The organism is Rathayibacter sp. PhB151 (assembly GCF_004366415.1).
Classification (GTDB): Bacteria; Actinomycetota; Actinomycetes; order Actinomycetales; family Microbacteriaceae; genus Rathayibacter; species Rathayibacter festucae.
Map to the genome: position 1 here is coordinate 1173506 of NZ_SOEN01000007.1, position 13958 is coordinate 1187463.

Sequence of the window (13958 nt, forward strand, 5' to 3'; positions counted from 1 at the left end):
GCTCAGGCGCCGCGCCTGGTCTCCTCGACCCACTGGTCCAGCTTCGCCGTCGCGGCACCCGAGTCGACCGCCTGCGCGGCGCGGTCGAGCGCCGAGCGGAGGCGGTCGAGGATCGCCGTCCGGATCAGCCCCGGGTCGCGCGCCAGATCGAACGCGATCAGTCCCGCCGCCGCGTTCAGCAGCACGATGTCCCGCACCGGCCCCTTCTCGCCTGCCAGGACCGAGCGGACGACCTGCGCGTTGTAGGCGGCGTCGCGTCCGCGGAGCTGGTCGATGCTCGCGCGGCGCAGGCCGAGGTCGCGCGGGTCGAGGTCGTGCTCGACGACCGAGCCGCGCGAGACCTCCCAGATGTGGCTGTGCCCGGTGGTCGTCAGCTCGTCGAGGCCGTCGTCGCCGCGGAAGACGAGCGCCGTCGCGCCGCGGGTCTGGAACACCCCGACGAAGAGCGGGACCCGGTCCAGGTGCGCGACCCCGACGGCGGACGCCTCCGGCCGCGCCGGGTTGCAGAGTGGCCCGAGGAAGTTGAAGACGGTCGGCACGCCCAGCTCGGCCCGCACGGGCCCCGCGTGGCGGAACCCGGGGTGGAACATCGCGGCGAAGACGAAGGCGATCCCCGTCCGGCGGAACACCTCGGCCACCCGGTCGGCGGAGAGCGACAGATCGACGCCGAGCGCCGCGAGCACGTCCGAGGAGCCCGACGAGGAGGACGCCGCGCGGTTCCCGTGCTTGATCACCGGCGTTCCGGCGGCCGCCGCGATGATCGACGCGGTGGAGGAGATGTTGACCGTGCCGAAGCGATCCCCTCCGGTCCCGACGATGTCGAGGGCCATCGGATCCACGTCCAGCGGCACCGCGTGCTCGAGGATCGCGTCGCGGAAGCCGACGATCTCGTCGACCGTCTCGCCCTTCGCGCGCAGCGCGATCAGCAGACCCGCGAGCTGCGCCGGCGTGGCCTCGCCCTGCATCACCCGCTCCATGGCCCAGGTCGCCTCCGACACCGAGAGATCGGAGGAGTCGAGGAGGGAGCCGAGAATGAGCGGCCAGGACAGGGTTTCCGACATGGCTCTCAGATTATGCGACTACGAAGGCCCCACGGGAAGTGCGAGTTCCCCCCCTTGCGATCGTCCATAATGGTCTGTGTGACGAGCACCTCTCTCTCCCCCACGGCCACCGTGCCCGCAGTGAACCGACCCAACCCGGTCGCGGTCGGAACGATCGTCTGGCTGGGCAGCGAGGTCATGTTCTTCGCGGGCCTGTTCGCGATCTACTTCACCCTCCGCAGCACCTCACCGGAGCTGTGGTCGGCCGAGACCAGCATCCTGAACGTCCCCTACGCGAGCGTGAACACGGTGATCCTGGTCGCCTCGTCGTTCACCTGCCAGTTCGGCGTCTTCGCCGCGGAGCGCCTGCAGCCGCGCTCCACCGGGCTCAGCCCGTTCAAGTGGGGCATGGTCGAGTGGTTCTTCCTCACCTACGCCCTCGGCGCGGTCTTCGTCTGCGGTCAGGTCCTCGAGTACGCGACCCTCGTCTCGGAGGGCGTCACGCTCTCGAGCAACGCCTACGGCTCCGCGTTCTACCTCACCACCGGCTTCCACGCCCTGCACGTGACCGGCGGGCTCATCGCCTTCCTCCTCGTCATCGGCCGCGCCTTCGCCGTCAAGAACTTCGGCCACAAGGAGGCGACCAGCGCGATCGTCGTGTCCTACTACTGGCACTTCGTCGACGTCGTCTGGGTCGGCCTCTTCGTCGTCATCTACTTCCTGAAGTGAGGCCAGCCGCCTCCATGCCCCACCACACTCCCGAACCCCGCAGGAAGGTTGCCTCGATGGCCTCCCCGAAGACGAAGAGCCGCGCCAAGAAGGGTCGCCGTCACCCCCTGGCCACGCTGGCCCTGATCGCGATCGGCCTCGGCCTCACCGGCGGCACCTACGCGGCCGTCGGCGTCGCGACCTCCGCCTCCGCGGAGACCTCGGCCACCAGCCAGCAGACGATCGACGAGGGCTCGAAGCTCTTCGCCGCCAACTGCGCCACCTGCCACGGCCTCGACGCTGCGGGCACCGACAACGCCCCGTCGCTGATCGGCGTCGGCGCCGCCTCGGTCGACTTCCAGGTCGGCACCGGCCGCATGCCGATGCAGATGCACGGCCCGCAGGCCCTCGAGAAGCCGGTGCAGTTCACCGACGACCAGGTCGCCGAGCTGGCGGCGTACGTCGCCTCGCTGGCGCCCGGCCCCGCCATCCCCACCGGCGAGGTCCTCGACGCCCAGGGCGACTCGGCCAACGGCGCCGAGCTCTTCCGGATCAACTGCGCGATGTGCCACAACGTCGCCGGCGCCGGCGGCGCGCTGACCGAGGGCAAGTTCGCTCCCCCGCTGGGCGGCGTCACCGAGGCGCACATCTACGAGGCGATGGTCACCGGCCCGCAGAACATGCCGGTCTTCAACGACCTCAACATCTCGCCGGAAGACAAGCGCGACATCATCTCCTACCTCAAGTACATCGAGGCCAACCCCTCCCCGGGCGGATTCGCCCTGGGCTCCCTCGGCCCCGTCGCCGAAGGCCTCTTCCTCTGGATCTTCGGACTCGGTTCCATCGTCGCCCTGACGGTGTGGATCACCGCACGATCCAACTAGCAGACACCGGCGCCCTGGCGGGCGCTCGACCCCCACGACGCCGAGCGGCGTCGACACGGCGTGAAAAGGAGAACCATGGCAGAGCACGATGAGGGTGGCACCGACCTCGCCACCTCGTCGGCCACCGGGCACGGGAGTGCTCCGGCCGGCACCGCGGTCGTGACGCGGGACCGCGTCCAGGACCCGGGCCTCCCGCCGCACCGCCCCCGGATGACAGACGTCGACCCCAAGGCCGCGAAGCGGGCCGAGCGCACGGTCTACACGCTCTTCTACCTCTCCTTCGCGGGCTCGATCTTCGCGGTGGCCGCCTACATGGCGTTCCCGATCACGGAGAGCATGGAGTCGGTCCGGCTGAACACGCTGTTCATCGGCCTCGGCATGTCGCTGGCACTCCTGGGCATCGGCATCGCCGCCGTCCACTGGGGCAAGCAGCTGATGTCCGACCACGAGGGCATCGACATCCGCCACCCCGTCCGCAGCGCCGAGGACACCCGTGCCCGCGCGCTCGAGATCTTCGACCAGTCCGACAAGGAGTCCGGCTTCGGCCGGCGCTCGCTGATCCGCAACAGCCTCATCGGCTCGCTGATCGTCTTCCCGCTGCCCGCCGTGATCCTGTTCCGAGGCCTCGGACCGCAGGACCAGAACCCCGTCGCCCTCCTCAAGACCACGATGTGGCGCGAGGGCACGCGGCTCACCCTGGACCCCTCCGGAGCGCCGATCCTCGCATCGGACGTCACGCTGGGCTCCGCCTTCCACGTCATCCCCGAGGGACTCGACGAGGTCGAGGGCAAGCTGGAGGAGAAGGCCAAGGCCGCCGTCCTCCTGATGCGCCTGAAGCCCGAGGACCTGACCGTCAGCGAGGGTCGCGAGACCTGGAACTACGACGGCATCGTCGCCTACTCCAAGATCTGCACGCACGTCGGCTGCCCCGTGGCGCTGTACGAGCAGCAGACCCACCACCTCCTGTGCCCGTGCCACCAGTCGCAGTTCGACATCAAGCGCGAGGCCGAGGTCATCTTCGGTCCTGCGAAGCGCCCGCTTCCGCAGCTCCCCATCACCATCGACGCCGACGGATACCTGGTCGCCCGCAGCGACTTCACGGAGCCGGTCGGACCATCCTTCTGGGAGCGATGACACACATGTCCACCACCACACCTTCCCGCCCCGCGGCATCGCCCGCGGAGCCCGGCGACGGCGTCATCCTCGGCAGCGGCAAGCTGCAGAAGGGATACGTCGGCAAGGCCTCCAACTACATCGACGAGCGCACGAGCATCTCGGCGGTCGTCAAGGAGTTCGGCCGCAAGATCTTCCCGGACCACTGGTCGTTCCTCCTCGGCGAGGTCGCGCTCTACAGCTTCGTGATCATTCTGCTCTCGGGCACCTTCCTCACCTTCTTCTTCCAGGCCTCCATGGTCGAGACGCACTACGAGGGCAGCTACCTGCCGCTCAAGGGCATCGAGATGTCCGCGGCGATGGCCTCATCGCTCGACATCTCGTTCGATATCCGCGGCGGCCTGCTGATGCGCCAGATCCACCACTGGGCGGCCCTGCTGTTCGTGGCCTCGATCGGCCTGCACATGCTCCGCATCTTCTTCACCGGTGCGTTCCGCAAGCCGCGCGAGATCAACTGGGTCATCGGCTTCGTCCTCTTCATCCTCGCGATGGCCGAGGGCTTCACCGGCTACTCCCTGCCGGACGACCTGCTCTCGGGCAACGGCCTCCGCATCATCGACGGCATGGTCAAGGGCATCCCGATCGTCGGCACCTGGGTCTCGTTCCTCCTCTTCGGCGGCGAGTTCCCCGGCACCGACATCGTCGGCCGCCTCTACACCCTGCACATCCTGCTGCTGCCGGCACTGGTGCTCGCGTTCATCGCCCTGCACCTCGTGTTCGTGGTGGTCCACAAGCACACCCAGTTCCCCGGTGCGGGCAAGACCGAGCAGAACGTCGTCGGCTACCCGGTGCTCCCGGTCTACGCCGCGAAGGCCGGTGGATTCTTCTTCATCGTCTTCGGTGTCGTCGTCCTCATCGCCTCGCTGTTCACGATCAACCCGATCTGGAACTACGGCCCGTACGACCCCTCCCCCGTCTCCGCCGGCACCCAGCCCGACTGGTACATCGGCTTCGCCGACGGTGCCCTGCGTCTGGTCCCGCCGGGACTCGAGTGGGCGATCCCGGGCCTCGGGACGATCTCGTTCAACATCCTCCTACCGCTCTCCGTGGTCGGCCTGTTCATCGTCGTCGTCCTGCTCTACCCGTTCCTCGAGGCCTGGATCACCGGTGACAAGCGCGAGCACCACCTGCTCGACCGCCCGCGCAACGCCGCCACCCGCACCGCGATCGGTGCCGCCGGAGTCACGTTCTACGCCGTCCTCTGGGCTGCGGCGTCCTCCGACATCATCGCGACACACTTCCACCTCACGATGGAGGGCGTCATCCACGCCCTGCAGTTCCTCCTCTTCGCCGGTCCGGTCATCGCGTACTTCGTCACGAAGCGCATCTGCCTGGCCCTTCAGAAGAAGGACCGCGAGATCGCCCTGCACGGCTTCGAGTCCGGCCGCATCGTCCGCCTCCCCGGCGGCGAGTTCATCGAGGTGCACCAGCAGCTCGACGCGTACGAGCGCTGGAAGCTGGTCGGCCAGGAGGAGTACGAGCCCCTCATGATCCGCCCGGACTCCCGTGGTCGCATCACCGCCCCGGAGCGCGTGCGCGCCGGCCTCTCCCGCTGGTTCTTCGAGGACCGGATCACCCCCGTCACCCAGAAGGAGCTCGAGAGCTCGCACAGCGAGCACTGACCCCCTCCCCCGAAGGGCCCGGACGCACAGCGTCCGGGCCCTTCGTCGTCCCCTGTTCGACCATCCCGGACAGAGCGCAGAACACCACTGACCGAGCGGCACCCCCGCACAGCAGAGCCCGCCCCCTCCTGCCGATCGAGCAGCCCGCGCAGCGGGCGTATCGAGATCCACCACCGTCAGAACACGAGACTGCAGACCCGCACGTCTGGGGACGGCCGGTCTCGACGCTCCCCTGCGGGCCTCCTCGACCATCATGGACAGCACCGCCCCGCACATGCTGATCGAGTAGCCCGCACAGCGGGCGTATCGAGATCCACCACCGTCAGAACACGAGTCTGCAGACCCGCCCCGCTGAGGACCGCTGGTCTCGATACGCCCCTGCGAGGCTCCTCGACCAGCAGGGAGAGAGCGCGGCTCCTCCCCCACGCACCATGAGCGGGCGACGCGGCACCACCTCCCGAGACGCCGCGCAGTGGCTCGGACGGCTCCCACCGGGCCGGACCCCTGCTGCCCGAGTAGCGACCGCAGGTCGCGTATCGAGCGGAGGGGGCGCCTTCCGCGCCATCGCAGGGCGGGGAAGAGACCGACGTCCTTGCGGTGGGCGGGTCTCGACACGCCCCAGCAGGGCTACTCGACCAGCATGTCTGCGAAGGGTCTTCCAAGCAGATCCACCCACGCCAGAAGACGCAGTTCGTAGATCCGCCCCGCGGAAGGGACCGGGTCTCCATGACCCCCATGTCGGCGTACCTCTGTCGGACGGTCGGCGTGGAGTCGACTTTGCTGATCGAGTAGCCCGTGAAACGGGCGTATCGAGATCCACCACCTTCAGAACAGAAGCCTGCAGACACGCCCTGCTGATTAAGCCAGGTCTCGATCCGCCCCTGTGCGGCTGCTAGACCTGCATGAAGGGAGCTCTGCCCCTCCAGATTCCCCGGAACGGACGCACGCCGCCGGCCGAGTCCCGTTACGGGTCCGCTCGAAGCCCAGTGGCCGCGCGAGTGGACCCGGAGCGGCCTCCAGGGGCCCATCCGAGCCCGTTTCGCGTCCGTTCGCGAGTGTCCGCACTCCGAGGGGACTGCAGAGGCCCGGGCCCGCTCTGCGGACTCCCTCGCCCCACGCGAAAGGGCCGGGTGCCGGAGGTCGAAACCTCCTGCACCCGGCCCTCGGAGCCGTGCAGTCCGACTAGCGGGCGAAGTACCCGCGGTAGTACTCGTACACCCAGCCGGCGATCGCGACCAGGAAGAGGCCGACCGCGATGTAGGTGATCCAGAAGCCGACCGCGAGGCCGAGGAAGGCCAGTGCGGCGGAACCGCCCAGGATCAGCGGCCACCAGCTCCACGGGCTGAAGAAGCCCAGCTCGGGGTCGCCGTCGTCGATGTCGGCGTCGAGGCGGTCCTCGGGCAGCTCGGCGCCCTGGGCCTTGTGCACCCGGCCGACGTAGAAGGCGATGAAGCCGCCCAGCACCGACGAGAGCGCGATGCCCACGGTGCCGACCCACTCGACCTGGCCGGTGTCGATCAGCGACCAGAGGATGTAGGTGACGTCCGCGAGGAGGAAGAACCCGGCGAGCAGCCAGAACAGATTGACGTTCGCGCGCATGGCCCTACTTCACCGTGCCTTCGGACTTGTCGTACGTGGGGGCGTCCGGAGCGTCCTTCGCCGGACCGATGCCGACGGGGATGCCGGCCTCGGGGTGGTTGAGGTCGAAGGCCGGAGCCTCGCTGCGGATGCGCGGGATGGAGGTGAAGTTGTGCCGGGGCGGCGGGCAGGAGGTCGCCCACTCGAGCGAGCGCGAGAAGCCCCAGGGGTCGTTCACCGTGACCTTCGGCGCCTTGCGGGCCGTGATGTACACGTTGAGGAAGAACGGGATGAGCGAGACCGCGAGGATCATCGCGCCGATCGTCGACAGCTGGTTCATCCAGGTGAAGCCGTCCTCGGGCAGGTAGCTCGCGTAGCGGCGGGGCATGCCCACGACTCCGAGCCAGTGCTGGATGAGGAAGGTGGTGTGGAAGCCGATGAACAGCAGCCAGAAGTGCCACTTGCCCAGGGTCTCGTTCAGCATCTTGCCGGTCCACTTGGGCCACCAGAAGTAGAAGCCCGAGAACATCGCGAACACGACGGTGCCGAACACCACGTAGTGGAAGTGCGCGACCACGAAGTACGAGTCGGACACGTGGAAGTCCAGCGGCGGCGACGCGAGGATGACGCCGGTGAGGCCACCGAAGGTGAAGGTGATCAGGAAGCCGATCGCCCAGATCATCGGGGTCTCGAACGTCACGGATCCGCGCCACATGGTGCCGATCCAGTTGAAGATCTTCACGCCGGTCGGGACCGCGATCAGCATCGTCATCAGCGAGAAGAACGGCAGCAGGACCGAGCCGGTGACGTACATGTGGTGCGCCCACACGGTCACGGACAGGGCGGCGATCGCGATGGTCGCGTAGATCAGCGTCTTGTAGCCGAAGATCGGCTTGCGGCTGAAGACCGGGAAGACCTCGGAGACGATGCCGAAGAACGGCAGCGCGATGATGTACACCTCGGGGTGCCCGAAGAACCAGAACAGGTGCTGCCAGAGCAGCACGCCGCCGTTGGCCGCGTCGTAGATGTGCGCATCGAACACGCGGTCGGCACCGAGGGCGAACATCGCGGCGGCGAGGACCGGGAAGGCCAGCAGCACGAGGATCGACGTCACCAGGATGTTCCAGGTGAAGATCGGCATGCGGAACATCGTCATGCCGGGCGCGCGCATCGTGATGATCGTGGTGATGAAGTTCACCGCACCGAGGATCGTGCCGAAGCCGGACAGCGCCAGGCCGAAGACCCAGAGATTGCCGCCGAGCCCTGGCGAGAACGTCGTGCTCGAGAGTGGCGCGTAGGCGAACCAGCCGAAGGACGCGGCGCCCTGCGGGGTGATGAAGCCGGCGACCGCGATCAGCGAGCCGAAGCTGTAGAGCCAGTAGGCGAACGCGTTGAGTCGCGGGAACGCGACGTCCGGAGCGCCGATCTGCAGCGGCATGAGGACGTTGGCGAAGCCCGCGAAGAGCGGCGTCGCGAACATCAGCAGCATGATCGTGCCGTGCATCGTGAAGAGCTGGTTGTACTGCTCGCGGGTCTCGACCACGGCGAGGCCGGGCTCGAAGAGCTGGGCGCGGATGACCAGGGCCATCACGCCCGCGATGCAGAAGTAGATGAACGAGGTGATCAGGTACATGTACCCGATGACCTTGTGATCGGTGGACGTCATCCAGCGAACGAGGACGTTCGCCTTGCGCTCGACCGGCGGTGTGCCGAATGAGCGGGACGGGGCGGGTGCTGTGGCGGTGCTCATGCTCCCTCTACTCCTCGTTCTCGGTGCGGGCCGGCGCGCCGGTGCCGGGCAGGTTGCTGTTGCGGTCGTACTCGGCGCCGAGCTGGCCGGTCTGGCCCGCGTCGCGCAGCGACTGGATGTAGTCGTCGTACTCGCCCTGCGAGACGACCTTCACGTTGAAGAGCATCGCGGAGTGGTACTCGCCGCAGAGCTCGGCGCACTTGCCGGCGTAGGTCCCCTCCTTGAGCGGCGTGACGTACATGTAGTTCGTCTTGCCGGGGATCATGTCCTTCTTGTAGAGGAAGTCGACGACCCAGAAGGAGTGGATGACGTCGCGGGCGTCGAGCTGGATCTTGATCTTCTGGTTCACCGGCAGGTAGAGCGTCGGCACCTCGGACTCGACCAGCGAGCCGGCGCCGTCGGCGCTGTCCTCGTACTGACCCTGGATGCCCGCGGAGTAGACGTCCTCGTCGACGTAGTTGAAGTCCCACGCCCACTGCTTGCCGTAGACCTGGATGGTCTCGTCCGGGTCGTCGTAGGCCTGCTCGATGGCGGCCTGGTCGCGCGCGGTGAAGGCGAAGAAGCCGATCACGAGGATCAGCGGCACGATCGTGTAGAAGATCTCGATCGGCATGTTGTAGCGCAGCTGCACCGGGAGGCCGGTCTGGCCCTTCCGGCGGCGGTAGACGACGACCGCCCAGATCGTCAGGCCCCAGGTGATGACACCCACGGCAAGCAGGACGATCCAGGAGGTGACCCAGAGTCCGATGACCCGGTCGACGTGGTTCGTCGTGCCGGGTTCAGTGGGGAGCCAGCCCTGCAGCTGCTCCTGCGTGCAGCCCGCGAGGACGAGGGCGAGAGCTCCTGCGACGGGTACTGCGACCCATCGGCGGAGACGGCGATTGAAGCGCACCGGTGACCTTTCGGAAGACTGGGGACCAGTTCACACGAAACTGTATTAGACCGGCCCTAGCCTACCCGCCGTCGTCGGCAGGGAGTGCACCGGCACCCGCTCTTGACCTCTCGCCGAAGTGGTGCTGCAACGGCGAACGGCGCCCGGCCGCCCGCCGGAGCGGGGAGTCGGGCGCCGTGCGAGCGGGCCGTGCGGCGTGTCGCCGCGGTCTATCAGTGGAAGCTGTCGCCGCAGGCGCAGCTGCCGCCGGCGTTGGGGTTGTCGATGGTGAAGCCCTGCTTCTGGATGGTGTCCTCGAAGTCGATCGAGGCGCCGTCGAGGTAGGGGACGCTCATCTTGTCGACGACCAGGCCCACGCCCTCGAACTCGACCGCCGCGTCGCCGTCGAGCGTGCGCTCGTCGAAGTAGAGCTGGTAGATCAGGCCGGAGCAGCCGCCGGGCTGGACGGCGACGCGCAGCCGCAGGTCGTCACGGCCCTCCTGCTCGAGGAGGCTCTTCACCTTCGCGGCGGCGACGGGGGTCATCGAGACGCCGTGCGCCGCGGTGGTGGTGCTGGCGGTCAGTGTCGTGTCGGACATGTCACTCCTCGGTGGGATCGGTCGGAACGGAGCCGAGCGGGAACAGAGCTGGCGGGATCGGACGGCGTGCTGTCGACGATTCTACGGTGGCAACCCGGGCGCGGGCCGGGCTATTCCGAATCGCTCAGGCCCGGTGCTCGGCGGCGCGCAGCAGGAACAGCGCCTCCGTCTGCGCCGCGCGCTGGAAGACGCCGAGGTGGAGGGACTCGTTCGGGCTGTGCGCGCGTGAGTCCGGGTCCTCGACACCGGTGACCAGGATCTGCGCGTCCGGGAACTCGTGCACGAGGTCGGCGATGAAGGGGATGCTGCCTCCGACGCTGGTCTCCAGCGGCGCGCGGCCCCAGGCGTCGGCCATCGCCTGCTCGACCAGGCCGACGGCCCAGCCCGAGGTGTCGACCAGGAAGGGCTCCCCCGTGTCGACGTCGGCGATCTCGAGGTGGGCGCCGAATGGAGCGTGCGCCCGCAGGTGCCGCTCGAGGGCGGTGAAGCCCTCCTGCGCCTCCTGCCCGGGAGCGATGCGGGCGCTGATCTTGACCCGCACCGACGGGCTGAGGGTGTTGGAGGCGTCCACCACGCTGGGTGCGTCGATGCCGGTGACCGTGATCGACGGCTTCGACCAGATCCGGGAGAGGAGCGGTCCGGAGCCGATCGGCGAGACGCCGTCGAGCAGGCCGGAGTCGCGGCGCAGGTCCTCCTCGGTGGTCTCGGGGACGAGACCGTCGTGCTCGGTGAGCCCGGCCACGGCGACCGAGCCGTCCTCGTTCCAGAGCGTGTCGAGGAGGCGGATCGTCGCGAGCATCGCGTCGGGCACCGCGCCGCCGAGCATGCCCGAGTGCGAGGCGTGGTCGAGGGTGCGGACGGTGAGGGTCAGCGTGACGTTGCCGCGCAGGCCCACGGTGAGCGAGGGGGTGTCGATGTCCCAGTTGTCGCTGTCGGCGACCACGATCACGTCGGCCCGCAGCGCGTCGTGGTGCTCGCGGAGGAAGGTCGGGAACGAGCGGGAGCCGAACTCCTCCTCGCCCTCGATGAAGAGCACGAGGCCGAGGTCGTGGTCGTCGCCCGCCACCCGGCGCAGGGCCCGGACGGCGGCGAGGTGCGAGACCACGCCGGCCTTGTCGTCCGCGGCGCCGCGGCCGTAGAGGCGGTCGCCGCGCACGGTCGGCTCGAACGGCGGCGTCTCCCACGCCTCCTCCGCCCCCTGCGGCTGGACGTCGTGGTGGGCGTAGAGCAGGACGGTGGGTGCGCCGTTGCGGGCGGCCCGCGTCGCGAGGACGGCGGGCTGACCGAGGAGGTCGGAGTCGCCGATGGTGGAGCTGCGGATCGAGACCTCGTCGAAGACACCCGTCTCCCGGGCGAGCTCGGCGATCGCCTCGGCGCTCGCGGCGACGCGGGTGGCGTCGAAGCCGTCCCAGGAGACGGAGGGGATCCGGACGAGCCGGCCCAGCTCGCCGAGCGAGCGGGGCAGGTCGTCGCGCACGGCGGCGAGCACCTCCTCCTCGGCGGCGGACAGGGTGGAGGACGGAGTCGGAGCGTCGTGAGCCATGGAGGTAATCTTAAGAGACCCTCGATTCCAAGGACGTTCCCCTGTGGCCAAGCACCCGATCGCACCCGACACCCCCGACGACGCCGACGTGACGGCCATCGGGAAGGGCCGGCCGACCCCGACGCGCCGCGAGCAGGAGCTCGCCCGCAAGCGTCCGCTGGTCGTCACCGACCGCAAGCAGGCCGCGCGGGACGCCCGCGTGAAGACCGCGGAGCTGCGCGAGCAGGCCCGCGTCGGCATGGCCGCCGGCGACCAGCGCTACCTGCCGGTGCGCGACAAGGGCCCGCAGCGCAAGTACGTCCGCGACTACGTCGACGCGCGCTTCAGCTTCGGCGAGTTCCTCATCCCGGTGATGGTCGTCGTGCTGCTGATCAGCTTCTTCCCGCAGCCCGAGCTCGCCTCGCTCACGCTGATCATCCTGTGGGCGTTCTTCCTGCTCGCCGTCCTCGACTGCATCCTGCTGGGTCGTCGCCTGAAGAAGAAGCTCGCCGAGCGCTTCGGCGGCGCCGACAAGGTCGAGAAGGGCATCCCGTGGTACGCCGCGATGCGCGCCCTGCAGCTGCGCGTGATGCGCCTGCCCAAGCCTCAGGTCAAGCGCGGAGCGTTCCCGGCCTGACCCGGCGGCACGAACCGGGCCGGCAGAGGCCGGACCGGTCCCGGCGGTGTCGGACTACGCGGCACGCAGCCTGGCGAGCCCGCGGTTGATCTGACGGCCCCAGAGCGGGCCACGGAAGACGAACGCCGAGTAGCCCTGCACCAGCGTCGCGCCGGCCTCGAGCCGTTCCTGCACGTCCTCCGCTGTGTCCACTCCCCCGACGGAGATCACGCAGAACTCCGCGGGGACGACACCGCGGATGACCCGCAGCACCTCGAGCGCGCGCGCGGCGAGCGGAGCGCCGGAGAGCCCGCCCGCTCCCGCACGCTCGATGACGGCGCGGTCGGTGCGCAGGCCCTCGCGGGACAGGGTGGTGTTCGTGGCGATGACACCGGCGAGGCCGAGGCGCACCGCGAGCTCGGCGACGCGGACGACCTCCTCGTCCGAGAGGTCCGGCGCGATCTTGACCAGCAGCGGCGTCGTGTCCGCCGCCTCGGCGACCGCGGCGAGCAGCGGCTCGAGCTTGTCGATCTCCTGCAGGCCGCGCAGGCCCGGGGTGTTCGGCGAGCTGACGTTGACGACCAGGTAGTCGGCGAGCGGCGCGAGCATCCGGGCGCTGACCAGGTAGTCCTCGACGGCATCGTCGACGTCGACCACCCGGCTCTTGCCGATGTTGACGCCGATCACGGGGCGGCCCCGGGCGCTGCGCAGGCGGGCGAGGCGACCGGCCGCCGCGCGGGCGCCGTGGTTGTTGAAGCCCATCCGGTTGATCAGCGCGCGGTCGGCGATCAGCCGGAAGAGCCGCGGGCGGTCGTTGCCGGGCTGGGCGCGGGCGGTCAGCGTGCCCACCTCGACGTGGCCGAAGCCGAGCGCGCCGAGACCGAGCACGGCGGTCGCGTCCTTGTCGAAGCCGGCGGCCACGCCGAACGGCGTCCGGAAGCGCAGGCCGAGCGCCTCGACCGAGAGATCGGCGCGCGGCACGGTGAGCCGGCGGACGAGCGGGGCGACCGGGCCGAGCGCCTGGATCACCGGGAAGGCGAGGTGGTGGGCCCGCTCGGGATCGAGGCGCTTGAGCACGGTGGAGAACAGCAGAGGGTACACGGCGGCCCTCACAGCTCGTCGGCGGTGTGCAGGGCGGCGGGGCGCTCGGCGCGCAGCAGGGCGATCGCCGACTCGAAGTCGTCGAGGGAGTCGAACGCCTGGTAGACGCTCGCGAAGCGCAGGTAGGCGACCTCGTCCAGCTCGCGGAGGGGGACGAGGATGGCGAGCCCGATGTCGTTCGCGTCGATCTGCGAGGCGCCGGTGGAGCGGAGGTTCTCCTCGACCCGCTGGGCGAGCACGGCGAGGTCGGTGTCGGTCACCGGGCGGCCCTGGCAGGCCTTCCGGACGCCGCTGACGATCTTCTCGCGGCTGAACGGCTCCACGACTCCACTGCGCTTGATCACGACGAGGCTCGCCGTCTCGGTGGTGGAGAAGCGGCGGCCGCAGGACGGGCACTGGCGGCGGCGGCGGATGGAGAGGCCGTCGTCGCTGGTGCGCGAGTCGATTACGCGGGAGTCGGGGTGCCGGCAGAAGGGGCAGAACATCTCGGGTGC

Annotated in this window: 13 protein-coding genes; 5 read left to right on the forward strand and 8 right to left on the reverse strand. The window is 69.3% G+C overall.

Going from position 1 to position 13958, the window contains the following annotated elements; genetic code table 11:
• Positions 1 to 2: 2 nt before the first annotated feature.
• Positions 3 to 1061, reverse strand: coding sequence for an anthranilate phosphoribosyltransferase (trpD, locus tag EDF35_RS12995; protein ID WP_123733007.1), 1059 nt, complete (start codon positions 1059 to 1061; stop codon positions 3 to 5).
• A gap of 69 nt (positions 1062 to 1130) precedes the next feature.
• On the opposite strand from trpD, the gene EDF35_RS13000 reads away from it, so the two are divergent.
• The 4 genes from EDF35_RS13000 (at position 1131) to EDF35_RS13015 (ending at position 5427) form a co-directional block, all read left to right on the forward strand.
• Entirely contained in the window at positions 1131 to 1769 is a 639-nt protein-coding gene (locus tag EDF35_RS13000; protein WP_123446158.1) for a heme-copper oxidase subunit III, read from the forward strand.
• A 56-nt stretch (positions 1770 to 1825) separates the two neighbouring features.
• Positions 1826 to 2632: a c-type cytochrome gene (locus tag EDF35_RS13005; protein ID WP_123446157.1), complete on the forward strand. Its 807-nt coding sequence runs from the start codon at positions 1826 to 1828 to the stop codon at positions 2630 to 2632.
• 75 nt (positions 2633 to 2707) lie between these two features.
• Entirely contained in the window at positions 2708 to 3766 is a 1059-nt protein-coding gene (locus EDF35_RS13010) for a Rieske 2Fe-2S domain-containing protein (protein ID WP_133962599.1), read from the forward strand.
• Between the two features lie 5 nt (positions 3767 to 3771).
• Complete coding sequence (locus EDF35_RS13015) at positions 3772 to 5427, forward strand: ubiquinol-cytochrome c reductase cytochrome b subunit (RefSeq protein WP_123704510.1); 1656 nt, start codon at positions 3772 to 3774, stop codon at positions 5425 to 5427.
• Between the two features lie 1182 nt (positions 5428 to 6609).
• On the opposite strand, the gene EDF35_RS13020 is transcribed toward EDF35_RS13015, so the two are convergent.
• From EDF35_RS13020 to EDF35_RS13040, 5 genes are all read right to left on the reverse strand, one after another.
• Complete coding sequence (locus tag EDF35_RS13020) at positions 6610 to 7026, reverse strand: cytochrome c oxidase subunit 4 (RefSeq protein ID WP_123446154.1); 417 nt, start codon at positions 7024 to 7026, stop codon at positions 6610 to 6612.
• A 4-nt stretch (positions 7027 to 7030) separates the two neighbouring features.
• On the reverse strand, positions 7031 to 8755 hold the full coding sequence (gene ctaD, locus EDF35_RS13025) for a cytochrome c oxidase subunit I (RefSeq protein WP_123446153.1): 1725 nt from the start codon (positions 8753 to 8755) through the stop codon (positions 7031 to 7033).
• Between the two features lie 7 nt (positions 8756 to 8762).
• Positions 8763 to 9647 (reverse strand): cytochrome c oxidase subunit II, encoded by an 885-nt coding sequence (gene coxB / locus EDF35_RS13030; protein WP_123446152.1) that lies wholly within the window; start codon positions 9645 to 9647, stop codon positions 8763 to 8765.
• 212 nt (positions 9648 to 9859) lie between these two features.
• Positions 9860 to 10225, reverse strand: coding sequence for an iron-sulfur cluster insertion protein ErpA (gene erpA, locus EDF35_RS13035; RefSeq protein WP_123446151.1), 366 nt, complete (start codon positions 10223 to 10225; stop codon positions 9860 to 9862).
• A gap of 124 nt (positions 10226 to 10349) precedes the next feature.
• Positions 10350 to 11768 (reverse strand): dipeptidase, encoded by a 1419-nt coding sequence (locus EDF35_RS13040; RefSeq protein ID WP_133962600.1) that lies wholly within the window; start codon positions 11766 to 11768, stop codon positions 10350 to 10352.
• 43 nt (positions 11769 to 11811) lie between these two features.
• On the opposite strand from EDF35_RS13040, the gene EDF35_RS13045 reads away from it, so the two are divergent.
• Positions 11812 to 12384 (forward strand): DUF3043 domain-containing protein, encoded by a 573-nt coding sequence (locus EDF35_RS13045; protein ID WP_243587142.1) that lies wholly within the window; start codon positions 11812 to 11814, stop codon positions 12382 to 12384.
• Between the two features lie 54 nt (positions 12385 to 12438).
• Here the strand turns inward: EDF35_RS13045 and EDF35_RS13050 are convergent, their stop codons facing one another.
• Both EDF35_RS13050 and nrdR read right to left on the reverse strand, forming a co-directional pair.
• Positions 12439 to 13464 (reverse strand): quinone-dependent dihydroorotate dehydrogenase, encoded by a 1026-nt coding sequence (locus EDF35_RS13050; RefSeq protein WP_133962601.1) that lies wholly within the window; start codon positions 13462 to 13464, stop codon positions 12439 to 12441.
• An 8-nt stretch (positions 13465 to 13472) separates the two neighbouring features.
• Positions 13473 to 13949, reverse strand: a complete 477-nt coding sequence (gene nrdR / locus EDF35_RS13055; protein WP_123446147.1) for a transcriptional regulator NrdR — start codon at positions 13947 to 13949, stop codon at positions 13473 to 13475.
• Positions 13950 to 13958: the final 9 nt, after the last annotated feature.

What these genes read in the sequence shown, in the direction of transcription:
- trpD (WP_123733007.1), bottom strand. Translation starts at nt 1,061, where the DNA reads ATGTCGGAAACCCTGTCCTGGCCGCTCATTCTCGGCTCCCTCCTCGAC.
- EDF35_RS13000 (WP_123446158.1), top strand. Translation starts at nt 1,131, where the DNA reads ATGGTCTGTGTGACGAGCACCTCTCTCTCCCCCACGGCCACCGTGCCC.
- EDF35_RS13005 (WP_123446157.1), top strand. Translation starts at nt 1,826, where the DNA reads ATGGCCTCCCCGAAGACGAAGAGCCGCGCCAAGAAGGGTCGCCGTCAC.
- EDF35_RS13010 (WP_133962599.1), top strand. Translation starts at nt 2,708, where the DNA reads ATGGCAGAGCACGATGAGGGTGGCACCGACCTCGCCACCTCGTCGGCC.
- EDF35_RS13015 (WP_123704510.1), top strand. Translation starts at nt 3,772, where the DNA reads ATGTCCACCACCACACCTTCCCGCCCCGCGGCATCGCCCGCGGAGCCC.
- EDF35_RS13020 (WP_123446154.1), bottom strand. Translation starts at nt 7,026, where the DNA reads ATGCGCGCGAACGTCAATCTGTTCTGGCTGCTCGCCGGGTTCTTCCTC.
- ctaD (WP_123446153.1), bottom strand. Translation starts at nt 8,755, where the DNA reads ATGAGCACCGCCACAGCACCCGCCCCGTCCCGCTCATTCGGCACACCG.
- erpA (WP_123446151.1), bottom strand. Translation starts at nt 10,225, where the DNA reads ATGTCCGACACGACACTGACCGCCAGCACCACCACCGCGGCGCACGGC.
- EDF35_RS13040 (WP_133962600.1), bottom strand. Translation starts at nt 11,768, where the DNA reads ATGGCTCACGACGCTCCGACTCCGTCCTCCACCCTGTCCGCCGCCGAG.
- nrdR (WP_123446147.1), bottom strand. Translation starts at nt 13,949, where the DNA reads ATGTTCTGCCCCTTCTGCCGGCACCCCGACTCCCGCGTAATCGACTCG.